The following is a 23,690-nucleotide window of genomic DNA, read 5'->3' on the forward strand; positions in this document are numbered from 1 at the left end:
TCACGGGGACGGCTCGCACCCACCCTTTCCGCCCGTAACAGGGGAAGACAACCGTTGCACGACGTTGCAACGGATCTGCCGATTCCGCACTCTGCGAAGGCCGTGCCCCGGCACGATGGGCCGCGGCGATCACCAGAACTGCACAAGCGGAGCGATGTTGAGCACACGGCACCACGACAGGACCCGGACCCCCGTCCTGGCAACGGCGCTGGACTCCCGGGAAGCGGCCCGCCGGCTGGCTTCCGTACGAGAGGCCACCCTCGCGGGGGACGAGCCGCCCGACGCCCCCCGCACGGTGATCGGGGAATCCTGGCGGCGGATGCTCGGCACGGGACTCGACCCGGACCGGGACCGCCGCGAACGGCCGCTGTCCCGCACCGAGCTGGAGGAGCGCCGGCACCGCTCCGGACTCGCGCAGCTGCTGCCGGTGCTGCACTCCCACCTCCTGCCGTCCGCCGAGGCCGCCCGGCAGATCCTGGTGGTGACCGACCCCGAGGGCCGCGTGCTGTGGCGCGAGGGCTCGGCGGCGGTGCGGCGGATGGCCGACCGGCACGGCTTCGAGCCGGGCGCCGCCTGGACGGAGGACGTGGTCGGCACCAACGGCATCGGTACCGCGCTGGTCACCCGGCAGCCGGTGCTCGTGCACTCCGCCGAGCACTACGTCCGCACCCACCACCAGTGGACCTGCGCCGGGGCCCCGCTGCACGACCCGCGCGACGGGCGGCTGCTCGGCGTGGTCGACCTCAGCGGCCCCGCCCACTCCTTCCATCCGACCACCCTCCCGCTGGTCTCCGCTGTCGCCCGGCTCGCCGAGTCCGAGCAGCGCACCCGTCATCTGGCGACGCTGGACCGGCTGCGGGCGAGCGCGACGCCGCTGCTGGCCCGGCTCGGCGGCCGGGCGCTGGCGGTGGACCGGGACGGCTGGACGGCGGCGGCCGTCGGCACGGCTCCGCCGGAGCGGGTCGCGCTGCCCAGGCCCCCGCAGGCCGGGCCGGTATGGCTGCCCCGGTACGGCAGCTGCGTGCTGGAGCCGCTGCCGGGCGGCTGGCTGGTACGGATCGGGGACGACGGGCCGCTGGACCCGGGGCCGAGCCGGGTGGTGCTCGACCTCAGCGGCCGGGACCGCTGGACGGTGACGGTCGCCGGGCCGGCCGGCAGCTGGTCGCACGCGCTGAGCCCGCGCCACGCCGAACTGCTCTTCACCCTGGCCGCGCACCCCGACGGGCGCACCGCGGCGCAGCTCTCCCTCGACCTGTTCGGCACGGACCGCCGCACGACGACGGTCCGCGCCGAACTGTCCCGGCTCCGCCGCACCCTCGGCTGCGTCCTCACGCACCGCCCGTACCGCTTCGCCGACGGCATCCAGGTGGAACTCCTCCGCCCGGCCCACCCCACAGCGCTCCTCCCCCACTCCACGGCCCCCTCCGTCCTGACGGCCCGCGGCCACGCACCCCACGGCTGAGCTCCGCCACCGCGGAGACCCGGGTGCCGCGGCCGCTGCGCGGACACCACGCCCTTCCGCACGCCCGCCCTGCTCGGCTCGTGGACTGTTCGCGGCGGACGGGACCGGCTGACGCTCGTACGGGCCCAGGAGGCCGGCGACCGGCTGTCGCCCGGGGAGCTGGTGGGCACGCTCGCGCTGCTGCTGATGGCCGGGCACGAGACGACGGTCGACCTGATCGGCAGCGCGGTACTGACCGTGCTCCCCCATCCCGGGCAGCGGGCGCTGCTGGCGGAGCGGCCGGAGCCGTGGCCGCGGGCCGTGGAGGAGACGCTGCGCTGGAACGGCAGCGTGGTCATGGCCGTCTACCGCTTCCCGGTCGAGGACGTGGAGATCGGCGGGGTGCGGATACCGGCCGGCGAGCCGGTGATGATCTCGCTCCCGGGCGCGGGGCGCGGCCCGCGGCGGCACGCGGACCCCGGCACCTTCGACGTCGCGCGCGAGGACCACGGCCACCTCGCCTTCGGGCACGGCATCCACCACCGCCTCGGCGCCCCGCCGGCCCGCCTGGAGGCCTCGGTCGCCCTCCCCGCCCTCTTCGCGCGCTTTCCGGGGCTGCGGCTCGGCACGGAACCGGAACGGACCCGGTGGCACGAGTCGGCCGTGTCCCGCGGCCCGGTGGCGGTGCCGGTGCGCCTCACCTGAGGCGACGGCCCGGCGTGCCCGGGGACCGGCGGCCCGCGCCGGTCCCCGCCATGATTGGGTGACGGCCATGAGCGTCACTGTCACCACCTGGTACCTGGAGCAGACCGCCCCCTCCGACCTGGTGCCCGCCGCCGGGCCGCCCGCCGAGCAGGAGGTACGGGTCGTCCGGTCCGGGACGCCGCTGCCGGAGTTCAGCCGGTTCCTGTACTCGGCGGTGGGCCAGGACGTCACCTGGACCGACCGGCTGCCGTGGACGTACGCGGAGTGGGCGGCGCACCTCGGGCGGCCCGGTACGGAGACCTGGGTGGCGTACGAGCGGGGGACGCCGGCCGGCTTCATCGAGCTGCAGGCGGACGCCGAGGGTTCGGTGGAGATCGTCTACTTCGGCCTGATACCGGCGTTCCGCGGCCGGCGGATCGGCGGCCACCTGCTCTCGTACGGCCTCGCGCGCGCCTGGGACCTGGCCGAGCGGTGGCCGGAGTGCGCGCCGACGAAGCGGGTGTGGGTGCACACCTGCAGCAAGGACGGGCAGTACGCGATGGACAACTACCGGCGTCGTGGTTTCCGGCTGTACGACACCACCGTGGAGGAGGAGCCCGAGGTCGCCTCGCCGGGCCCATGGCCGGGCGCCTGAACCTCCCGCCGTCCGCCGGTCACGGCAAACGGAACGTGACCGGCGCCACAACGTCCCACTCTATAAGACATCTGCGTCCGCATTCTGGACAACGGTGGACTGGCCCAAGAGCGTCGTGACACGCTTCCGTCATGTCTCGAGCTGGAATTGCCTTGGTGAGTCGGCGCCACGTCGACCTTGCGCGCGTGTCCAGCGCCATCTGTCAGGCGCGCTGACGCTGTACCCCACAGGGGCTCATCACCCCTGACAGCACCCAGCTCCACCGACTTTTCCTCGCCGTCCCCATCGTCGCGGACGTGCGACCACCCCTGATCCGGCAAGTCATGCCAAGGCGCGCTCCGACGCGTCGTGAACCGGCACGTCTTCGCAGGTCACAGTGGGTGCATCCGTGCCTGAAACCGCATCCCCTGCAGCCGCCGAGAAGGACGTATTCACCATGGCCGCCACTCCGGAACGCCCCACCACGACCCGCCGCAAGGCCGGACGCCACCGCGGTGAGGGACAGTGGGCCGTTGGTCACCACACTCCGCTCAACGGCAACGAGCAATTCAAGAAGGACGACGACGGTCTCAATGTGCGGACACGCATTGAGACGATCTACTCCAAGCGCGGCTTCGACGCGATCGACCCCAACGATCTGCGCGGCCGGATGCGCTGGTGGGGCCTGTACACCCAGCGCAAGCCCGGCATCGACGGCGGCAAGACCGCGGTCCTGGAGCCGGAGGAGCTGGAGGACAAGTACTTCATGATGCGGGTGCGCGTGGACGGCGGCCGGCTGACCGTCGCCCAGCTGCGCGCCATCGGCGAGGTCTCCGAGCAGTACGCCCGCGGCACCGCTGACATCACCGACCGGCAGAACATCCAGCTGCACTGGGTACGCATCGAGGACGTGCCCGCCATCTGGGACAAGCTGGAGTCCGTCGGGCTGTCCACGACCGAGGCCTGCGGCGACTGCCCGCGTGTGATCATCGGCTCCCCGGTGGCCGGCATCGCCGCCGACGAGATCATCGACGGCACCCCGGCCGTGAACGAGATCCACGAGCGCTACATCGGCAGCAAGGAGTTCTCCAACCTGCCGCGCAAGTTCAAGACCGCGGTCTCGGGCTCCCCTGTCCAGGATGTGGTCCACGAGATCAACGACGTGGCGTTCGTCGGTGTGAACCACCCCGAGCACGGCCCCGGCTTCGACCTCTGGGTCGGCGGCGGCCTGTCCACCAACCCCAAGCTCGCCCAGCGCCTGGGCACCTGGGTGCCGCTGGACGAGGTCGCGGACGTCTGGGCCGGCGTGGTCGGCATCTTCCGTGACTACGGCTACCGCCGGCTGCGCAACCGCGCCCGCCTGAAGTTCCTGGTCGCCGACTGGGGCGTGGAGAAGTTCCGCCAGGTGCTGGAGGACGAGTACCTCCAGCGCAAGCTGGTCGACGGCCCGGCACCCGAGGAGCCCTCCTCGAAGTGGCGCGACCACATCGGCGTGCACGAGCAGCAGGACGGCCGCTTCTACGTGGGCTTCGCGCCGCGCGTCGGCCGCGTCGACGGCAAGACGCTCACGAAGATCGCCGAGCTGGCCGCCGAGCACGGCTCGGACCGGCTGAACACCACCGTCGAGCAGAAGATGATCATCCTCGACGTGGCCGGTGACCAGGTCGACTCGCTCGTCGCCGGGCTGGAGGCGCTGGGCTTCCAGGTCAAGCCCTCGCCGTTCCGGCGCGGCACGATGGCCTGCACCGGCATCGAGTTCTGCAAACTGGCCATCGTCGAGACCAAGGGCCGCGGCGCCGCCCTCATCGACGAGCTGGAGCGCCGGATGCCGGAGTTCCAGGAGCCGCTCACCATCAACCTCAACGGCTGCCCGAACGCCTGCGCCCGTATCCAGACCGCGGACATCGGCCTCAAGGGCCAGCTGGTCCTGGACGACGAGGGCAACCAGGTCGAGGGCTACCAGGTGCACCTGGGCGGCGCGCTGGCGCTGGAGGCCGGCTTCGGCCGCAAGGTCCGCGGCCTGAAGGTCACCGCCGACGAACTCCCCGACTACGTCGAGCGGGTGCTGCGCAACTTCGAGGCGGAGCGCACCGAGGGCGAGCGGTTCGCCCAGTGGGCGGCCCGCGCCGAAGAGGGTGCTCTCAAATGAGTGAGCGCGCTGCCCCGTTCTGCTGCCCGTACTGCGGCGACGAGGACCTGCGGCCCTCCGAGGAGGGCCACGGGGCGTGGGAATGCCGGTCCTGCAGCCGTGCGTTCCGGCTCAAGTTCCTGGGCCTGCTGGCCCCGGGCGCGTCCGGCAAGTCCCCTTCCGACGGAGGTGAGTCGTGACCACCGCAACCACCGCAGCCGACCTGGAGCAGCTCGCCGAGCAGGCGGGCCGCGACCTGGAGGACGCTCCCGCGCTGGAGATCCTCAAGTGGGCGGCAGAAACCTTCGGTCCGCGCTTCTGCGTCACCTCTTCGATGGAGGACGCGGTCGTCGCGCACCTGGCCTCGCGCGCCTTCCCCGGCGTGGACGTGGTCTTCCTGGACACCGGCTACCACTTCCCGGAGACCCTCGGCACCCGGGACGCGGTCGCGGAGGTGATGGACGTCAACGTCATCACCCTGACGCCGCGTCAGTCGGTGGCCGAGCAGGACGCCGAGCACGGCGCGAAGCTGCACGACCGCAACCCCGACCTGTGCTGCGCGCTGCGCAAGGTCAAGCCCCTGGAAGAGGGCCTGACCGCGTACGACGCGTGGGCGACGGGCCTGCGCCGGGACGAGTCGCCCACCCGGGCGAACACCCCGGTCGTCGGCTGGGACCCCAAGCGGCAGAAGGTGAAGGTCTCGCCGATCGCCAAGTGGACGCAGGCCGATGTGGACGCCTACGTCAACGAACACGGCGTGCTCACCAACCCGCTGCTCCAGGACGGCTACGCCTCCGTCGGCTGCGCCCCCTGCACGCGGCGCGTGCTGGAGGGCGAGGACGTCAGGGCCGGCCGCTGGGCCGGGAGCAACAAGACCGAGTGCGGACTGCACGGATAAGGCTGCTGACCGCACGATGACGGACACTCAGGAGATACGAATGACGGGCGCCACGATCTGGCTGACCGGTCTGCCGAGCGCGGGCAAGACGACCATCGCGCGCGAGCTGGCCGCGACGCTGCGCGGCGAGGGCCACCGCGTCGAGGTGCTCGACGGCGACGAGATCCGGGAGTTCCTCTCCGCGGGTCTCGGCTTCAGCCGGGAGGACCGGCACACCAACGTCCAGCGCATCGGCTTCGTCGCCGAACTGCTGGCCAGCAACGGCGTCAAGGCGCTGGTCCCGGTGATCGCGCCGTTCGCGGACAGCCGGGAGGCGGTGCGCAAGCGCCACCAGCAGGAGGGCACGCCCTACCTGGAGGTGCACGTCGCCACGCCCGTCGAGGTGTGTTCCGAGCGCGATGTGAAGGGCCTGTACGCCAAGCAGGCGGCGGGCGAGATCACCGGGCTCACCGGCGTGGACGACCCGTACGAGGCTCCCGAGTCGCCCGATCTGCGGATCGAGTCGCACACCCAGACCGTGCAGGAGTCCGCGGCGGCGCTGCACGCGCTGCTCACCGAGAGGGGACTGGCATGACGACGGCAGCAACGACCCGCACCGGTACCGGTCCGGCACCGGAGGGCGACGACTCTCCGTACGCGCTGTCCCACCTGGACGCACTGGAGTCCGAGGCGGTTCACATCTTCCGCGAGGTGGCGGGCGAGTTCGAGCGGCCGGTGATCCTCTTCTCCGGCGGCAAGGACTCCATCGTCATGCTGCACCTGGCGCTGAAGGCGTTCGCGCCCGCTTCGGTGCCGTTCTCCCTGCTGCACGTGGACACCGGGCACAACTTCCCCGAGGTCCTGGAGTACCGCGACCGCACCGTCGAGCAGCACGGGCTGCGGCTGCACGTCGCGTCCGTCCAGGACTACATCGACCGCGGCGCCCTCAAGGAGCGCCCGGACGGGACCCGCAACCCGCTGCAGACCGTGCCGCTGACCGAGGCCATCCAGCAGCACCGCTTCGACGCCGTGTTCGGCGGCGGGCGGCGCGACGAGGAGAAGGCCCGCGCCAAGGAGCGCGTCTTCTCGCTGCGGGACGAGTTCTCGCAGTGGGACCCGCGCCGCCAGCGCCCCGAGCTGTGGCAGCTCTACAACGGCCGGCACGCGCCCGGCGAGCACGTCCGCGTCTTCCCCCTGTCCAACTGGACCGAGCTGGACGTGTGGCAGTACATCGCCCGCGAGGGCATCGAACTGCCGGGCATCTACTTCGCCCACAAGCGGCCCGTCTTCCGGCGCAGCGGCATGTGGCTGACGGCCGGCGAGTGGGGCGGCCCCAAGGGTGACGAGACCGTCGAGACCCGGCTGGTCCGCTACCGCACCGTCGGCGACATGTCCTGCACCGGCGCCGTCGACTCCGACGCGACGACGCTGGACGCGGTGATCACCGAGATCGCCGCCTCCCGCCTCACCGAGCGGGGCGCGACCCGGGCCGACGACAAGATGTCCGAGGCCGCGATGGAAGACCGCAAGCGCGAGGGGTACTTCTAACCATGAGCACGATCACGATCGAGGATCTCGCGGAGACCACCCTGCTGCGGTTCGCCACCGCCGGCTCCGTCGACGACGGCAAGTCGACCCTGGTGGGCCGGCTGCTGCACGACTCCAAGTCGGTCCTGACCGACCAGCTGGAGGCGGTCGAGCGGGCCTCGGCCAGCCGCGGCCAGGAGGCGCCGGACCTGGCGCTGCTGACCGACGGTCTGCGCGCCGAGCGCGAGCAGGGCATCACCATCGACGTCGCCTACCGCTACTTCGCCACGCCGCGGCGCCGGTTCATCCTGGCCGACACCCCGGGCCATGTGCAGTACACCCGCAACATGGTCACCGGCGCGTCCACCGCCGAGCTGACAGTGATCCTCGTCGACGCCCGTAACGGTGTCGTCGAGCAGACCCGCCGGCACGCCGCGATCGCCGCGCTGCTCCGCGTCCCGCACGTCGTCCTCGCGGTCAACAAGATGGACCTCGTCGGATACGAGGAGTCCGTCTTCGCGAACATCGCCGAGGAGTTCACCGCGTACGCCGGCGAGCTGGGCGTTCCCGAGATCACCGCGATCCCGATCTCCGCACTCGCCGGCGACAACGTCGTGGACCCGTCCTCGAACATGGACTGGTACGGCGGCCCGACGGTCCTGGAGCACCTGGAGACCGTCGCGGTCAGCCACGACATGGCGCACTGCCACGCCCGGCTGCCCGTGCAGGTCGTGATCCGCCCGCAGACCCCCGAGCTCCCCGACTACCGCGGTTACGCGGGCCAGATCGCGGCCGGTACGTTCCGCGTCGGCGACGACGTCACCGTGCTGCCGTCCGGCAAGAAGTCGAAGATCAGCGGGATCGACCTGCTCGGCAAGCCGGTCGACGCCGCCTGGACCCCGCAGTCGGTCACCGTCCTGCTGGAGGACGACATCGACATCTCGCGCGGCGATCTGATCGTGCCGACCCCGGACGCGCCCGCGACCACGCAGGACATCGAGGCGACCGTCTGCCACGTGGCCGACCACCCGCTCTCCGTCGGCCACCGGGTCCTGCTCAAGCACGGCACCCGGACGGTCAAGGCGATCGTCAAGGACATCCCGTCCCGGCTGACCCTCGCCGACCTGTCGCTGCACCCGCACCCGGGTGAGCTCGTCGCCAACGACATCGGCCGCGTCAAGATCCGTACCGCCGAGCCGCTGCCGGTCGACTCCTACGCCGACTCGCGGCGTACCGGTTCGTTCATCCTGATCGACCCGAACGACGGCACGACGCTCACCGCCGGCATGGTCGGCGAGTCCTTCGCCGCGCCGGAGCCGGTGAAGACCGAGGCCGACGACGACGGCTGGGACTTCTGATCATGGCGGGCGAGGCGTTCTCGACGTTCGCGAAGGAGGGCGGCCGCGTAGGGCCCGGGGCCCTGGGCTGGGGGTCCCCCCGAACGGAGTTGGGGGGAGGGCAGGGCGGAGTCGGCCGATGTGTGCGCTGACGCCGCTCCGTTCCGCCCTGCCCGCCGGACCCTTCCGAAGATCACCCGACCTGCCGGGCGCGCCCTAGAGGGGCGCGTACCGCCCCGGCCCACCGAGAGGAAAACCTCCCGTGCTGCCCTCCGCTCGCCCCCGTACGACCGCTCGCCGCGTCCTCGCGGCGGCCGCCGCCGTCCCGCTGCTGATCGGGGCGCTGGGGGCGTGCGGCTACGGGTCCAAGGCGCCGAAGAGCACCGCGCCGGTGGCGGCGAAGGGGCCGAAGACGGACGGGCTGGACGCGGTCAAGGTCGGCTACTTCGGGAACGTCACGCACGCGACGCCCATGGTGGACCGGCAGAAGGGCTTCATCCAGCAGGAGCTGGGCGGCACGCAGGTCAAGCCGTACATCTTCAACGCCGGTCCCTCGGAGATCGAGGCGCTGAACTCGGGCACGATCGACATCGGCTGGATCGGGCCGTCACCGGCGGTCAACGGTTACGTGCAGTCGCACGGCAACAACCTGAAGATCATCGGGGGCTCCGCCTCGGGCGGCGTGTCGCTCGTGGTGAACCCCAAGAAGATCAAGTCGCTCAAGGACCTCAAGGGCAAGCGGATCGCCTCCCCGCAGCTCGGCAACACCCAGGATGTGGCCCTCCTCAACTACCTGCGCGAGAAGGGCTACCGGGTCGACCCGGACACCGGGAAGGGCGAGGTCGGGGTCTTCCGGCAGGACAACAAGGAGATCCCCAACACCTTCCGGCAGGGCGGCGTCGACGGCGCGTGGGTGCCGGAGCCGACCGCCGCCAAGCTGGTCGCCCAGGGCGGCCGGACGCTGCTGGACGAGAAGCAGCTGTGGAAGGACGGGAAGTTCGTCATCACGAACATCATCGTCCGCAAGCAGTTCCTCAAGGAGCACCCCAAGGCCGTCGAGGCCGTACTGCGCGGCTCGGTGAAGACCAACGACTGGATCAAGGGCCACCCGGGCGAGGCGGCCCGGGCGGTCAACACCTCGCTCGGCGACCCGAAGGTGTCCGGCACCCGGCTGCCGGACCGGGTACTCAACAACGCCTTCCGGAACGTGCAGGTCACCGACGACCCGCTGGCCTCCACCCTCAAGGACGAGGCACAGCACGCGGTCAAGGCCGGGCTGCTGAAGAAGCCCGACCTGAGCGGCATCTACGACCTCCGGCTGCTGAACAAGGTCCTCAAGGCCGAGGGCAGGCCACCGGTCGGCGCCGCCGGGCTCGGCGCACAGTAACCGATCGATCCGTACGGTCCCCAGGAGGTGACACCGATGACGACCCCTACCCTCACCCAGCAGGCCGCCACGGCCGGCACGACGGAGACGGCGGGCTACGCGGCGCGTATCGACCACGTCTCGAAGTCCTTCGGCCGCCCCGGCGCGGAGCAGCACGTCCTGGACGACATCACGGTCGATGTCGCGCCGGGCGAGTTCGTCTGCCTCCTGGGCGCGTCGGGCTGCGGCAAGTCCACGCTGCTCAACCTCGTGGCGGGGCTGGACAAGCCGTCCGCCGGGACCATCGACGTGCCCGGCAGCCGCCCGGCCCTGATGTTCCAGGAGCACGCGCTCTTCCCCTGGCTCACCGCCGGCAAGAACATCGAACTGGCCCTGAAGCTGCGCGGTATGCCGCGCGCCGAGCGCCGTACCGAGGCCGAGCGGCTGCTGGAGCTGGTCCGCCTGAAGGGCGCGTACGGCAAGCGGGTGCACGAGCTGTCCGGCGGCATGCGGCAGCGGGTCGCGATGGCCCGCGCGCTCGCCCAGGACAGTGGGCTGCTGCTGATGGACGAGCCGTTCGCCGCGCTGGACGCGATCACCCGCGACGTGCTGCACGACGAGCTGACCCGCATCTGGGAAGAGACGAACGTGTCCGTCCTCTTCGTCACGCACAACGTCCGCGAGGCCGTGCGGCTCGCGGAGCGGGTCGTGCTGCTGTCCTCCCGGCCCGGGCGCATCGCCCGGCAGTGGGAGGTCGACATCCCGCAGCCGCGCCGCATCGAGGACGCCGCCGTCGCCGAACTCTCCGTAGAGATCACCGAACAGCTCCGTGGGGAGATCCGCCGCCATGGCCAGCACTGACACCACCACCGAGACCCCCAACGCGGCCGACGCCAAGGCGGCGGGCGCGCGCGGGGCCGAGACCGCCGGGCTGGAGGCCGGGCTGGACGCGCTGGAGACCAAGGTCGTCAGCCGGCAGCCCGTGCTGCGTACGCTGGTCTCCAAGGTCCTGCCGCCGGTCATCGCCGTCGTCATCGTGCTGGCGCTCTGGCAGCTCGCTTACCACTTCGAGGTCAAGCCGCACTACCAGCTGCCGAGCCCGGTGGACGTGTGGGGCTCGCTCCGCGAGAAGTGGCTGGAGGGCACGCTCCTCAGCTACGTGTGGGAGTCCGTCTCGCGCGGCGCGCTCGGCTTCGTCGCCTCGCTCCTCATCGGTACGCCGCTGGGCCTGCTGGTCGCCCGGGTCCGCCCGGTGCGCGCGGCGATCGGCCCGATCCTCTCCGGACTGCAGTCGCTGCCGTCGGTGGCGTGGGTGCCGGCCGCGATCATCTGGTTCGGCATCACCGACGCCACCATCTACGCGGTGGTCCTGCTGGGCGCGGTGCCGTCGATCGCCAACGGCCTGGTCTCCGGCGTGGACCGGATTCCGCCGCTGTTCCTGCGCGCGGGCCGGACGATCGGCGCGACCGGCATGAAGGGCGTACGCCACGTCCTGCTGCCCGCCGCGCTGCCCGGCTACATCTCGGGGCTCAAGCAGGGCTGGGCGTTCTCCTGGCGCTCGCTGATGGCCGCCGAGCTGATCGCCACCTCGCCCGACCTGGGCGCGGGCCTCGGCCAGCTGCTGGACCAGGGGCGGGTCGGCTCCGACATGTCCCTCGTGCTCGGCGCGATCCTGCTCATCCTGATCGTCGGCATCGGCATCGAACTGCTGATCTTCGCCCCGATCGAGCGCCGCGTGCTGCGCAGCCGCGGCCTGCTCGCCAACTCCCGCTGACCCCTCCGAACGGAACCACCATGCGACCCCACCTGCTCGCCCCCACCCCCGGCACCGCCTCGGCCGCCGGCCGGTGCGGGCTGCGCGCGCGGCCCGCGCTGCTGGTGATCGCGCACGGCAGCCGGGACCCGCGCCACGCGGCAACCGTCGGCGCGCTGTGCGCACGGGTCCGCGACCTCCACCCGGAGCTGCGCGTCGAGGTCGGCTACCTGGACTTCAACGCGCCGAGCGTGCCGCAGGTGCTGGAGCGGCTGCACGCGGACGGCGTACGGGACGTGGTGGCGATGCCGCTGCTGCTGACCCGCGCCTTCCACGCCAAGACCGACATCCCGGCCGTGCTGCGTGAGGCGTGCGCGCGGCTGCCCCGGCTGTCCGTCCAGCAGGCCGACGTGCTCGGCCCGGCGCCCCTGCTCGTGGGCGCGCTGGAGCGGCGGCTCACCGAGGCGGGGCTCGACCCCGCCGACCGTGCCTCGACCGGGGTCGTACTGGCCTCGGCGGGCTCCTCAGACCCGGAGGCGATCGCAGTGATCGCTGAAATCGCGCGGGAGTGGCGGCGCACCACTGGTTGGTGTGCCGTGCGGCCTGCGTTCGCCTCCGCATCCCTTCCCCGCACGGCGGACGCCGTGCGGGAACTGCGGGCAGAGGGCGTCGAGCGGATCGCCGTGGCGCCGTACGTCATCGCGCCGGGCCGGCTGCCGGACCGGATCGTGGCCGGGGCCCGGGAGGCGGGCGCTGACGTGCTCGCCGACGTGCTGGGCCCGGCTCCGGAGCTGGCGCACCTGCTGGCCCTGCGGTACGCCGAGGCGCTGCGTCGCCCGGCGCCGGCGCTGACCGCCTGAGCCCGGGACACCGCCTGCCGGCTGCCTGAGCCCGGGGGCCGTCACTCCTGCCAGTGCGCCGGCCGGACCAGCTGCTCGGGCAGGTGCGTCCGCGCGTCTCCCCTGGCCGCGTTCAGCTGGATCTGCGTGAGGAAGACGCTGCCGGTCAGGTCGGCGCCGCTCAGGTCCGCGTCCCGGAGGTCGGCGCCGATCAGGTCGGCGGACCGCAGATCGGCACCGCTCAGGTCGGCGGCGACGAGGCAGGCGCCGCGCAGGCTCGCGCCCCGGAGATTCGCGCCCCGCAGCCGGGCACCGAAGAGGTCGGCTCCGCGGTGGTTCTTCTTCTTGCCGGGAACGGCCGCTCGTACCAGGTCCCCGGCGCGCAGCAGCGAGGCGTTGACCTCCTGGCGGACCGCCTCGGTGTCCAGCTCCGCCAGCACGTCGGCGGGACTGGTCGTGAGCCGTTCCAGGTCCGCCAGCGCGGTGCGGAGCCCGGCGTGCACGGGCCGGCACTCGGGCCGGTCCAGCGCCTCCGACACGTACGCGAGCAGTTCGTGCAGCTGCCGCATGACGGGGAAGACCGCGAACATCTGCCGGGCGGTGTCCGGGTGCTGCCGCCAGTCCCGGCCGCCGAAGGTGACCTGGGAGACCTGCTGCCCCGCGCCGAAGCAGTCGAAGACCGTGCAGCCGCGGAAGCCCTTGTCGCGCAGCCGGTCGTGGATGCCGCAGCGGAAGTCCGCCCGGAGGTTGGTGCAGGGCGTCCCGGCCTCCTTGTCCGCGGCGAAGTCGTTCGAGGCGGCGAAGGGCAGCGCGACGCAGCACAGGCCGAAGCACTGGGCGCAGTCCGCCTGGAGGGCGGCTGGGGACATGACGGTTCGTTCTCCTGCTACCGGCGGGCGCGGCCCCTGCCGCGCCCGGTCGAACGTCCATTGTCCCCCACCGCGTCCGGCTCAGCGCACCCCGAAGGAGTGCACCGTCGTCGTCCGGTAGGCCCGCCCGGGACGCAGCACGGTCGTGGGGAAGGTGGGCCGGTTCGGCGAGTCGGGGAAGTGCTGGGTCTCCAGGCAGAGGCCGTCGGCCTGCCGGTAGAGCGCGCCCGAGGTGCCGCGCAGGGTGCCGTCCAGGCCGTTGCCGCTGTAGAACTGCACGCCCGGCTCGGTGGTGGCGATGTCCATGGTGCGCCCGGACACCGGGTCGGCGAGGGTCACGGCGTGCTCGGCGCGTGCGGTGACGCCCTTGTCCAGCGCGTAGTTGTGGTCGTAGCCGCCGCCGAAGACGAGCTGCTCGTCGCCCTTGCGGATGTCCTGGCCGATCGGCTTGGCCCGCCGGAAGTCGAAGGGGGTGCCGGCGACCTTCGGCAGCTCACCGGTCGGGATGAGGGTCTCGTCGACGGGGGTGTAGCGGGACGCGGCGATCCGCAGGGTGTGGCCGAGGACGTCGCCGTTCCCCTCGCCCGCGAGGTTGAAGTAGGTGTGGTTGGTGAGGTTGACGACGGTCGCCCGGTCCGTCGTCGCCTCGTACGAGATGCGGAGGTCGCCGCGCCGGTCGAGGACGTAGTCGACGCGGACGGTCAGGGTCCCCGGGTACCCCATCTCACCGTCCGGACTGACCCGCCGCAGTGTGAGACCGGTGCCGGAGTTCCCGGCGTACGGCTCGACGTCCCACACCCGCGTGTCGAAGCCCTTGTCCCCGCCGTGCAGGCTGTTCGGGCCGTCGTTGACGGGCAACCGGTACGTCCGGCCGTCCAGGGTGAAGGTGCCGCGGGCGATGCGGTTGCCGTAGCGGCCGATCAGGGCACCGAAGTAGGTGCCCGCGGTCAGGTAGTCACCGAGATTGTCGAAGCCGAGCGACACGTTGGCCGGGCGGCCGTGCCGGTCGGGGATCTCCAGGGTCTGGACGATGCCGCCGTAGGACAGCACGCCCAGCCGCGTCCCGCCGCTCTCGACCGTCCAACGGTCGACGCGGGTGCCGTCGGGCAGGGTGCCGAAGTGCTCCTTGCGCGGCCGGCCGGTGCCGCCGGCGGCGGGCGCCGCGGCGAAGGCGGGTCCGGCGCCGACGGCGGTCGCCGCGAGCCCGGCCGCCGCCGCGGCCATCACGGTACGTCTGCTGGTCGTCATGGCTGTCTCCTCGGGAAATCCGGGCGGGGTCGGGCACCTGCTGATCAAGAACCGGCCTTGCGCTTGTTGTAGATGTCGAAGCCGACCGCGGCGAGCAGCACCAGGCCCTTGATCACCTGCTGGTAGTCGGTGCCGACGCCGACCAGCGACATGCCGTTGTTGAGGACGCCGAGGACGAGGCCGCCGATCACGGCGCCCATGACCGTGCCCACGCCGCCGCTCATCGAGGCGCCGCCGATGAACGAAGCGGCGATCGCCTCCAGTTCGAAGTTCAGGCCCGCCTGCGTGGTGCCCGCGTTCAGCCGCGCCGCGTACACACATCCCGCGAGCGCCGCCAGTACGCCCATGTTCACGAACACCAGGAAGGTGACGCGCTTGTCCTTGACGCCGGAGAGCTTCGCGGCCGCCTTGTTGCCGCCCAGCGCGTACACATGGCGGCCGATCACGGCGTTGCGCATGACGTACCCGAGGCCGAGCAGGAGCGCGCACATCACCAGCATCACGACCGGCACGCCGTGGAAGCTGGCCAGGGTCAGGGTGAAGGCGACGACGGCCGCGGTGAGCGCGACGCACTTGGTGACCCACAGCCCGGTGGGCAGGACGTCCAGGTCCAGGGCGAGCTGACGGCGCCGGTCGCGCCACTCCCGCAGCAGCAGGAAGACGATGGTGACCAGGCCGATGACGAGGGTGGGGTTGTGGTACTGGGTGTACGGGCCCATCTCGGGGATGAAGCCCTTGGCCAGGTCCTGGAAGCCCTCGGGGAACGGGGCGATGGACTGGCCCTCCAGCACGATCTGTGTCAGGCCGCGGAAGAGCAGCATGCCGGCCAGCGTCACGATGAAGGACGGGATGCCGACGTAGGCGATGAAGAAGCCCTGCCACGCGCCCGCGACCGCGCCGATCAGCAGTGACAGCACCAGCGCGAGCACCCATGGCACGTCCTGTTTGACCATCATCACCGCCGCCATGGCGCCGACGAAGGCGACCAGTGAGCCGACGGAGAGGTCGATGTGGCCCGCGATGATGACGATCATCATGCCGATGGCCAGGATCAGGATGTAGCTGTTCTGCTGGATCAGGTTGGAGACGTTGTTCGGCAGCAGCAGCGTGCCGTCGGTCCATATCTGGAACAGGATGATGATGAAGGCCAGCGCGGTGAGCATGCCGTACTGGCGCATGTTGGCGCGCACGCTGTGCAGCAGCACGGCCCCGGCGGACCGCGCGGCGCTGCCCGCGGCGGCCGGTGGGGTGTCCTTGGGCGGAGTGGTCGTGGTGGTCATGGCGGGCCTCAGCTTCTGGTCTTGGTCATCTGGCGCATCAGGAGTTCCTGGGTCGCCTCGGCGCGGGCGACCTCACCGGTCAGCCGGCCCTCGGCCATGGTGTAGATCCGGTCGCACATGCCGAGCAGTTCGGGCAGTTCGGAGGAGATGAAGAGCACCGCCTTGCCCTGTGCCGCGAGCCGGTCGATGACGGTGTAGATCTCGTACTTGGCGCCGACGTCGATGCCGCGGGTCGGCTCGTCGAGGATCAGCACCTCGGGGTCGGCGTGGATCCACTTGCTCAGCACGACCTTCTGCTGGTTGCCGCCGGAGAGCCGCCCCACCTGCTCGAAGACCGTGGGCGCCTTGATGTTCATCGAGGTGCGGTAGCGCTCGGCGACGGACCGTTCGTGGTGCTCGTCGACGGCGCCGCGGCGGGTCATGCCGCGCAGCGAGGCGAGCGAGACGTTGCGGTGGATGGTGTCGATGAGGTTCAGGCCGTACTGCTTGCGGTCCTCGGTGACGTACGCGATGCCGGCGGCGATGGCGGCGGGCACCGTGGCGGTGTTCACCTCGCGGCCGCCGACCGTCACCGTCCCGCCCTCGTGGACCCCGTACGAGCGGCCGAAGACGGACATCGCCAGTTCGGTACGGCCCGCGCCCATGAGGCCCGCGATGCCGACGATCTCGCCGCGGCGGACGGTCAGCGACGCGCCGTCGACGACCTTGCGGGTCCGGTCGACGGGGTGGCGCACGGTCCAGTCCCGTACCGTCAGCGCGACCTCCCCGGCGTCCTCCCCCTCGTACGCGGTGCGGTCGGGGAAGCGGTGGTCGAGGTCGCGTCCGACCATGCCGCGGATGATGCGGTCCTCGGACAGCTCCGGCTCGGCCTCCGGGGTCTCCCGCACGGCCAGCGTCTCGATGGTGCGGCCGTCGCGCAGGATCGTCACCGCGTCGGCGATCTCCCGGATCTCGTTGAGCTTGTGGGAGATGATGATGCAGGCGATGCCCTGGTCGCGCAGCTCGCGGATGAGGTTGAGCAGGGTGGCGCTGTCCTCGTCGTTCAGGGCCGCGGTCGGCTCGTCGAGGATGAGCAGCCGGACTTCCTTGGACAGCGCCTTGGCGATCTCCACGAGCTGCTGCTTGCCGACGCCGATGTCGGCGACGGGGGTCTGCGGGTTCTCCCGCAGCCCGACCCGCCTGAGCAGCTTGGTGGCGCCACTGAGGGTCGTGGGCCAGTCGATGACGCCGCGCTTGGCCTGCTCGTTGCCGAGGAAGATGTTCTCGGCGATGGACAGGAAGGGGACGAGCGCCAGCTCCTGGTGGATGATCACGATGCCGCGCCGCTCGCTGGCGTTGATGTCCTTGAAGGCCACCGGCTCGCCCGCGAAGCGGATCTCGCCCTCGTAACTGCCGTGCGGGTGGACGCCACTGAGCACCTTCATCAGCGTGGACTTGCCCGCGCCGTTCTCGCCGCAGACGGCATGGATCTCGCCGGGCCGCACGGTCAGGTTCACGTCCGAGAGAGCCGTGACGCCGGGGAACGTCTTGGTGATGGAGCGCATCTCCAGTACGGGGCGCTCCGACGCCGTGCCGTGGCCCGTCACTTGAGCTGCCCCGCCGTGAAGTAGCCCTCGTCGACGAGGAGCTCGGTGTTGGACTTGTCGACGGAGACCGGATCGAGCAGGTAGGCCGGGACGACCCGCTTTCCGTTGTCGTAGTCCTTCGTGTTGTTGACCTCCGGCTTCTTGCCGGTGAGCACGGCGTCGCCCATCTGGACGGCCTGCTTGGCGAGCTTGCGGGTGTCCTTGAAGACCGTCTGGGTCTGCTCGCCCCTGTTGATGGACTTCACCGAGGCCAGCTCGGCGTCCTGCCCGGTGACCACCGGGAGTTCCTTGCCGCTGTACCCGGCGCTCTTCAGCGCGGAGATGATGCCGATGGACATGCCGTCGTACGGGGACAGGACCGCGTCGACCTTCTCGTCGCCGTAGCTCTTGCTGATGAGGTCGTCCATGCGCTTCTGCGCGATGCCGCCGTTCCAGTCCTGCGTGGTCGCCTGGTTCATCTCCGTCTGCTTGCTGCGGACCACGAGCTGACCGGACTTGAAGTAGGGATCGAGGACCTTCATGGCCCCGCCCCAGAAGTACTTCGTGTTGTTGTCGTTCGGCGAACCGGCGAACAGTTCGATGTTGTAGTGCTCGTCCGCGTTCTTGTCGGGCTTCTTCAGCTTCAGCCGGTCCAGGATGTACTGCCCTTGGAGCCGGCCGACCTTCTCGTTGTCGAAGGAGGCGTAGTAGTCGACGTACGGCGTGCCCAGGATGAGCCGGTCGTAGGAGATCACGGGGATGCCCGCGTCGTGCGCGCGCTGGAGGACGTCGGTGAGCGCGGAGCCGTTGATCGCGGCGATCACCAGCAGCCGGTGCCCCTTCGCGATCATGTTCTCGAGCTGGGCGACCTGGTTCTCTACCTTGTCGTCGCCGTACTGGAGGTCGGTCTTGTACCCGGCCTTCCGGAACTGCTCGGCCATGTTCTTGCCGTCGGCTATCCACCGCTCGGAGGACTTGGTGGGCATCGCCAGGCCGATGGTGCCGCCCTTGCCCTTTTCCGGGACGTAGCGGCTGCCGCCGCGGGCCTCCTGGCCACAGGCGGTGAGCGAGCCGATGAGGAGGACGGCGGCCAGGGCGGCGGCTCGTCTGCGGGTGGGCATGGTCGGTTCCCTTCGGGTGGTGGAGCGGAGCGCGTCGAGGTGCCCGGCGGGCGGGCGGCGATTACGGGTGCAGCAGCACCTTCCCCGCGCCCGGCCGGCCGGCGGTTTCGATCGCCTCGGCGAAGGCGTCCAGCGGCAGGCGGTGGGTGACCAGGGGCAGCAGGTCGAGCAGTCCGGCGTCGAAGGCGCGTACGGCATGGGCCCAGGCGGCGGGCGGAGCGCCGAAGACGGTCCGCACCTCGGCCTGGCGGACCACCAGGCCGGTCGGGTCGAGGCCGGTGGCGCCCGCGGCCGGAAGGCCGGTGAGGACCAGCCGGCCACCGCGCCGCAGCAGCCCCAGCGACGTGCGGGCCGCGTCGGCCGACCCGGCGGCCTCGATCACCACGTCGAAGTCGTCCGGCAGCGGCTCGTCCGCCGTACGGAAGGACGTCGCCCCGAAGCCGAGCGCGAGCTTCTCCCGCTCCCGTCCTCTGCCGACGGCCAGCAGTTCGGCGGGCGAGGCGGCGGCGAGGAACTGTACGGCGATCATGCCGAGCGTGCCCGTGCCGACCACCGCGACCCGGTCCCCCGCCCGTGCCTCCGCCTTGAGTGCGGCGGCCGCGACGCAGGCGGCGGGCTCCAGCAGCGCGGCGGCCGTGAGGTCGGCCCCGTCGGCGAGCGGGTGCAGCAGCCGGGCGGGCAGCACGAGCGTGTCGGCCATCGCGCCGGGCTGCGTGAACCCGGTCTCCTCGTACCCGGCCGTGCACAGCGTGGTCTCCCCCGCGTGGCAGCGGGCACACACCTGGCAGTTGCGGAAGCCCTCGCCGACGGTCTTCCGGCCGAGCAGGGCCTCCGGTACGCCGGCGCCGACCGCCTCGACCGTGCCGGACCACTCGTGGCCGGGGATGACCGGGTACCGCACGTAGTCGGCGGGCCGGTGGCCCTCCCACAGCTCGCGGTCGCTGCCGCAGATACCGGAGGCGTGCACCGCGACGCGTACCTCACCGGGCCCGGGGGCGGCCGGTGCGGCATCGGTGAGGTGGCAGGCGCCGGGCCCGTCCAGGACGAGCGCGCGGCCGGTCACCGGCCGGTCCCGGCGGGGTCGCGCTTCTCCCAGCCCTCCGCCCAGAGGTCGAAGCGGGCCTGCTGCTGCGGGAACTCGGCGGCCGCTTCGGTGTCCAGCTCGACGCCGAGGCCGGGTGCCTGGGGCAGTGCGAAGTAGCCGTCGACGACCTGCGGGGCGCCCTTGACCACCTTCTTGATCTCCGCGTCGGCGAAGTCGTTGAAGTGCTCCAGGATCTTGAAGTTGGGGGTGCAGCCCGCGACCTGGAGGGAGGCGGCGGTGAGCACAGGGCCGCCGACGTTGTGCGGCGCGATCAGGGTGTAGTGGGTCTCGGCGGTGGCGGCGAGCTTGCGGGTCTCCAGGATGCCGCCGAGGTGGCCGACGTCGGGCTGGATGATGTCGGCGGCCTGCGACTCGAACAGCTCGCGGAACTCGATGCGGTCGTGGATGCGCTCGCCGGTGGCGACGGGGATGTCGACCTTCGCGGCGACCTTCTCCAGCGCCTTGAGGTTCTCCGGCGGCACCGGCTCCTCCAGCCAGGCGGGCTTGAAGGGGGCCATCTCGTGCGCGAGCCGGACGGCGGTGGACGGGCTGAACCGGCCGTGCATCTCCAGCATCAGCTCGCGCTCGGGCCCGATGGCGTCCCGTACCGCCTCGATGAGGGAGACCGCGTACACGGTCTGCTCGTGGTCGAGTTCGAAGTGGCCGGTGCCGAACGGGTCGATCTTCAGCGCCCGGTAGCCGCGCTCGACGACCGCCTGCGCGGCCTTGTGGTACGCCTCCGGGGTGCGCTCGGTGGTGTACCAGCCGTTGGCGTACGCCTTGACCCTGTCGGTGACCTTGCCGCCCAGCAGCTGCCAGACGGGCACGCCCAGCGCCTTGCCCTTGATGTCCCAGCAGGCCATCTCCACGCAGGCGATGCCGGACATCACGATCTCGCCGGCCCGCCCGTAGTCGCCGTACTTCATGCGGCGCACCAGGTCCTCCACGGCGAACGGGTCGGAGCCCAGGATGTGGTTGGCCTCCGCCTCCCGGAGGTAGCCCAGCAGCGCGTCGGTGTGGCCGAGCATGCGGGTCTCGCCGACGCCGGTGAGCCCCTCGTCGGTGTGGACCTGGACGTACGTCAGGTTGCGCCAGGGCGTGCCGACGACATGAGTGGTGATTCCGGTGATGCGCACGGAAAGTGCCCCTTCACGGCTCGCGGTGTCCGACTGCTCATGTTCGAGATTTCGTCAGACGTTCGAAATGCTGCGAGACAGGTAATGCCACGACGCGAGCGGTGTCAACGGTCACGGCACGGATTTCCCGGATACGCAGGGGTGTTGACGGGGCGACAGGGCTGACGTCATCCTCACCGGGCGATATCCCGAGCACTGTCCGGCATTTCGAACAGCCTGTCAGGAGCGCACATGCCCACCACGGCACCCGCATCCGCCGCCGCCCGGCCCCGGCCGCGAAGACGCGGCCGGCTCGCCCTCCTCACCGGGGCGCTGGCCGTCGCGCTCGCGGTGCCCGCCCTCGCCGCTCCCCCGGCGGCGGCGGACGTCACCGACTACACCCTGGACGTCGACCCGGGCAGCCGCGGCCCGGCCATCGACGACACCATGTACGGCGTCTTCTTCGAGGACATCAACCGGGCGGCCGACGGCGGCCTGTACGCCGAACTCCTCCAGAACCGCTCGTTCGAGTACGCCACCGCCGACAACGCCGCGTACACTCCGCTGACCTCATGGGACACCACCGGCTCTGCGAAGGTCGTGAACGACGACGGCCGGCTGAACGCGCGCAACCGCACCTACCTCGCGCTGGGCGCCGGCTCCTCGGTCACCAACTCCGGCTACGGCACCGGCGTCACCGTGCGCAAGGGCGAGCGGTACGACTTCTCCGTCTGGGCCCGCGCCGACCGCGCGACCGCCCTCACCGTCACCCTCCGGGACGCCGACGGCGAGCTCGCCCGGACCCGCCGCGTCGCCGTCCGGGGCGGCTGGACCAAGTACACGGCAGCGTTCACCGCGACCCGGGCGAGCACCACCGGGCGGCTGGCCGTCGCCGCGGACGGGCCCGCCGCGCTCGACATGGTCTCGCTCTTCCCGAAGGACACCTACAAGGGCCGCCCGAACGGGCTGCGCAAGGACCTCGCCGAGAAGATCGCCGCGCTCGGCCCCGGCTTCGTGCGCTTCCCCGGCGGCTGCCTGGTCAACACCGGCAGCCACGAGGGGTACGACGCGGCGTCCGGCTACCGGCGCAAGCGCTCGTATCAGTGGAAGGACACCGTCGGCCCGGTCGAGCAGCGCGCCACCAACGCCAACTTCTGGGGCTACAACCAGTCCTACGGCCTCGGCTACTACGAGTACTTCCAGTTCGCCGAGGACATCGGCGCCATGCCGCTGCCGGTCGTCCCGGCGCTGGTCACCGGCTGCGGCCAGAACAAGGCCACCGACGACCCGGCCCTGCTGAAGCGGCACGTGCAGGACACCCTGGACCTGATCGAGTTCGCCAATGGCCCGGTGACCTCGGAGTGGGGCAGGAAGCGCGCCGAGATGGGCCACCCGAAGCCCTTCCGCCTCACCCACCTCGAAGTGGGCAACGAGGAGAACCTCCCCGACGAGTTCTTCGCCCGCTTCAAGGAGTTCCGCGCCGCCATCGAGGCGAAGTACCCGGACATCACCGTCATCAGCAACTCCGGGCCCGACGACAGCGGCACCACCTTCGACCGCGCCTGGCAGCTCAACCGCGACGCCGGCGTCGCCATGGTCGACGAGCACTACTACAACAGCCCGCAGTGGTTCCTGGAGAACAACGCACGCTACGACTCCTACGACCGCAAGGGCCCCAAGGTCTTCCTCGGCGAGTACGCCTCCCAGGACAACCGCTTCCGCAACGCGCTGTCCGAGGCCGCGTTCATGACGGGCCTGGAACGCAACGCCGACGTGGTCGAGCTCGCCTCCTACGCCCCGCTGCTCGCGCGCACCGACTCCGTGCAGTGGCGCCCCGACATGATCTGGTTCGACGGACAGAAGTCCTGGGGCTCGACGAGCTACGAGGTCCAGAAGCTGTTCATGAACAACACCGGCGACCGGGTCGTGCCGAGCACCGCCTCCGGCACCCCGGCCACCACCGCGCCGATCACCGGCGCCGTCGGCCTGTCCACCTGGGCCACCGCGGCCGCGTACGACGACGTGCGGGTCACCGGCGCGGACGGGAGGACGCTGTTGGGCGACGACTTCTCGGGCGGCGCCGGCCAGTGGACCGAGGCCGCCGGCCGCGGCAGCTGGAAGGTCGAGGACGGCGCGTACGTCCAGTCCGACGCCGCGGCCGAGAACACCCTCGTCACCGCCGGCGACACCGGCTGGCAGAACTACGACCTGCACGTGAAGGCCACCAAGAAGGCCGGCAAGGAGGGCTTCCTCGTCGCCTTCGGCGTCCAGGACACCGGCAACCACTACTGGTGGAACCTCGGCGGCTGGGGCAACACCCGCTCCGCCGTGGAGAAGACCACCGGCGGCGCCAAGCAGACGCTGACCGAGGACGCCACGAGGATCGAGACCGGCCGGAGCTACGACATCGAGGTCAAGGTGCGCGGCCGGCAGGTGACGCTGTACCTCGACGGCAAGAAGTGGGGCGAGTTCACCGACGACGCCAAGGCGGAGCCGTTCCGCCAGGTCGTGACCGAGGACCGGAAGACCGGCGAGCTGATCGTCAAGGTCGTCAACGCGCAGGAAACGGCCGCCCGGACCCGGATCGACCTCGGCGCCCGGCCGGCGTCCTCGACCGCCCGCCTGACCACGCTCCAGGGCGACCCGGACGCGGAGAACACCGCCGAGGCACAGCCGATCGCACCCCGCACCTCCACCCTGCGCGGCGTCGGCCGCCAGTTCACGTACACCTTCCCGGCCGACTCGGTCACCTTCCTGCGGATCAAGCGCGGCTGACGTTCCCGGGGCGGCCGCCCGGCCGGCGGCCGCCCCGCCGACCACGG

22 protein-coding genes are annotated in these 23,690 nt (G+C 71.4%); 15 read left to right on the forward strand and 7 right to left on the reverse strand.

The window, feature by feature from the left end; genetic code table 11:
- The first annotated feature begins 154 nt into the window (after window positions 1-154).
- The 14 genes from ACIGQF_RS35455 (at window position 155) to ACIGQF_RS35520 (ending at window position 12,607) form a co-directional block, all read left to right on the forward strand.
- Window positions 155-1,462: a GAF domain-containing protein gene (locus ACIGQF_RS35455; protein WP_399719215.1), complete on the forward strand. Its 1,308-nt coding sequence runs from the start codon at window positions 155-157 to the stop codon at window positions 1,460-1,462.
- A 162-nt stretch (window positions 1,463-1,624) separates the two neighbouring features.
- Window positions 1,625-2,146: a cytochrome P450 gene (locus ACIGQF_RS35460; RefSeq protein WP_399719218.1), complete on the forward strand. Its 522-nt coding sequence runs from the start codon at window positions 1,625-1,627 to the stop codon at window positions 2,144-2,146.
- 67 nt (window positions 2,147-2,213) lie between these two features.
- Entirely contained in the window at window positions 2,214-2,780 is a 567-nt protein-coding gene (locus ACIGQF_RS35465) for a GNAT family N-acetyltransferase (protein WP_399719220.1), read from the forward strand.
- Between the two features lie 131 nt (window positions 2,781-2,911).
- Window positions 2,912-2,995 (forward strand): putative leader peptide, encoded by an 84-nt coding sequence (locus ACIGQF_RS35470; protein WP_351598321.1) that lies wholly within the window; start codon window positions 2,912-2,914, stop codon window positions 2,993-2,995.
- A 221-nt stretch (window positions 2,996-3,216) separates the two neighbouring features.
- A complete protein-coding gene (locus ACIGQF_RS35475; RefSeq protein WP_399719222.1) occupies window positions 3,217-4,908 on the forward strand; it encodes a nitrite/sulfite reductase in 1,692 nt (563 codons plus the stop codon).
- Window positions 4,905-5,087: a hypothetical protein gene (locus ACIGQF_RS35480; protein WP_361565413.1), complete on the forward strand. Its 183-nt coding sequence runs from the start codon at window positions 4,905-4,907 to the stop codon at window positions 5,085-5,087. Before ACIGQF_RS35475 ends, ACIGQF_RS35480 begins: the two co-directional genes overlap by 4 nt.
- Window positions 5,084-5,785, forward strand: coding sequence for a phosphoadenylyl-sulfate reductase (locus ACIGQF_RS35485; protein WP_399719226.1), 702 nt, complete (start codon window positions 5,084-5,086; stop codon window positions 5,783-5,785). Before ACIGQF_RS35480 ends, ACIGQF_RS35485 begins: the two co-directional genes overlap by 4 nt.
- A 40-nt stretch (window positions 5,786-5,825) precedes the next feature.
- On the forward strand, window positions 5,826-6,359 hold the full coding sequence (gene cysC, locus ACIGQF_RS35490; RefSeq protein WP_399719229.1) for an adenylyl-sulfate kinase: 534 nt from the start codon (window positions 5,826-5,828) through the stop codon (window positions 6,357-6,359).
- Window positions 6,356-7,312, forward strand: a complete 957-nt coding sequence (cysD, locus tag ACIGQF_RS35495) for a sulfate adenylyltransferase subunit CysD (protein WP_399719232.1) — start codon at window positions 6,356-6,358, stop codon at window positions 7,310-7,312. Before cysC ends, cysD begins: the two co-directional genes overlap by 4 nt.
- A gap of 2 nt (window positions 7,313-7,314) precedes the next feature.
- Complete coding sequence (locus ACIGQF_RS35500; RefSeq protein ID WP_399719235.1) at window positions 7,315-8,649, forward strand: sulfate adenylyltransferase subunit 1; 1,335 nt, start codon at window positions 7,315-7,317, stop codon at window positions 8,647-8,649.
- A gap of 241 nt (window positions 8,650-8,890) precedes the next feature.
- Window positions 8,891-10,015 carry an aliphatic sulfonate ABC transporter substrate-binding protein gene (locus ACIGQF_RS35505; protein WP_399719238.1) on the forward strand — a complete coding sequence of 375 codons (1,125 nt, stop codon included), beginning with the start codon at window positions 8,891-8,893 and terminating at the stop codon, window positions 10,013-10,015.
- Between the two features lie 36 nt (window positions 10,016-10,051).
- Window positions 10,052-10,855 (forward strand): ABC transporter ATP-binding protein, encoded by an 804-nt coding sequence (locus tag ACIGQF_RS35510; RefSeq protein ID WP_399719241.1) that lies wholly within the window; start codon window positions 10,052-10,054, stop codon window positions 10,853-10,855.
- Window positions 10,842-11,768 (forward strand): ABC transporter permease, encoded by a 927-nt coding sequence (locus ACIGQF_RS35515; RefSeq protein WP_399719244.1) that lies wholly within the window; start codon window positions 10,842-10,844, stop codon window positions 11,766-11,768. Before ACIGQF_RS35510 ends, ACIGQF_RS35515 begins: the two co-directional genes overlap by 14 nt.
- A gap of 80 nt (window positions 11,769-11,848) precedes the next feature.
- A complete protein-coding gene (locus ACIGQF_RS35520) occupies window positions 11,849-12,607 on the forward strand; it encodes a sirohydrochlorin chelatase (RefSeq protein WP_399719410.1) in 759 nt (252 codons plus the stop codon).
- Window positions 12,608-12,648: 41 nt separating this feature from the next.
- Here the strand turns inward: ACIGQF_RS35520 and ACIGQF_RS35525 are convergent, their stop codons facing one another.
- The 7 genes from ACIGQF_RS35525 to ACIGQF_RS35555 form a co-directional block, all read right to left on the reverse strand.
- Window positions 12,649-13,455, reverse strand: a complete 807-nt coding sequence (locus ACIGQF_RS35525; RefSeq protein ID WP_399719247.1) for a pentapeptide repeat-containing protein — start codon at window positions 13,453-13,455, stop codon at window positions 12,649-12,651.
- 81 nt (window positions 13,456-13,536) lie between these two features.
- The gene (locus ACIGQF_RS35530) at window positions 13,537-14,703 is read right to left on the reverse strand and encodes an aldose epimerase family protein (protein ID WP_399719249.1); all 1,167 of its coding nucleotides are present in this window, start codon (window positions 14,701-14,703) and stop codon (window positions 13,537-13,539) included.
- A gap of 44 nt (window positions 14,704-14,747) precedes the next feature.
- Complete coding sequence (gene mmsB / locus ACIGQF_RS35535) at window positions 14,748-15,983, reverse strand: multiple monosaccharide ABC transporter permease (RefSeq protein ID WP_399719252.1); 1,236 nt, start codon at window positions 15,981-15,983, stop codon at window positions 14,748-14,750.
- 8 nt (window positions 15,984-15,991) lie between these two features.
- The gene (gene mmsA / locus ACIGQF_RS35540) at window positions 15,992-17,527 is read right to left on the reverse strand and encodes a multiple monosaccharide ABC transporter ATP-binding protein (RefSeq protein ID WP_399719413.1); all 1,536 of its coding nucleotides are present in this window, start codon (window positions 17,525-17,527) and stop codon (window positions 15,992-15,994) included.
- A 38-nt stretch (window positions 17,528-17,565) separates the two neighbouring features.
- Entirely contained in the window at window positions 17,566-18,669 is a 1,104-nt protein-coding gene (chvE, locus tag ACIGQF_RS35545) for a multiple monosaccharide ABC transporter substrate-binding protein (protein ID WP_399719254.1), read from the reverse strand.
- A gap of 61 nt (window positions 18,670-18,730) precedes the next feature.
- Complete coding sequence (locus ACIGQF_RS35550; protein WP_399719257.1) at window positions 18,731-19,732, reverse strand: zinc-binding dehydrogenase; 1,002 nt, start codon at window positions 19,730-19,732, stop codon at window positions 18,731-18,733.
- Window positions 19,729-20,889, reverse strand: coding sequence for a mandelate racemase/muconate lactonizing enzyme family protein (locus ACIGQF_RS35555; protein WP_399719260.1), 1,161 nt, complete (start codon window positions 20,887-20,889; stop codon window positions 19,729-19,731). The genes ACIGQF_RS35550 and ACIGQF_RS35555 overlap by 4 nt, the downstream gene beginning before the upstream one ends.
- Window positions 20,890-21,120: 231 nt before the next feature.
- Here ACIGQF_RS35555 and ACIGQF_RS35560 point away from each other — a divergent pair, with 231 nt between their 5' ends.
- A complete protein-coding gene (locus ACIGQF_RS35560) occupies window positions 21,121-23,643 on the forward strand; it encodes an alpha-L-arabinofuranosidase C-terminal domain-containing protein (RefSeq protein WP_399719263.1) in 2,523 nt (840 codons plus the stop codon).
- Window positions 23,644-23,690: the final 47 nt, after the last annotated feature.

The sequence above is a fragment of the Streptomyces sp. NPDC053560 genome, assembly GCF_044544605.1.
In the GTDB taxonomy this organism is placed as follows: domain Bacteria; phylum Actinomycetota; class Actinomycetes; order Streptomycetales; family Streptomycetaceae; genus Streptomyces.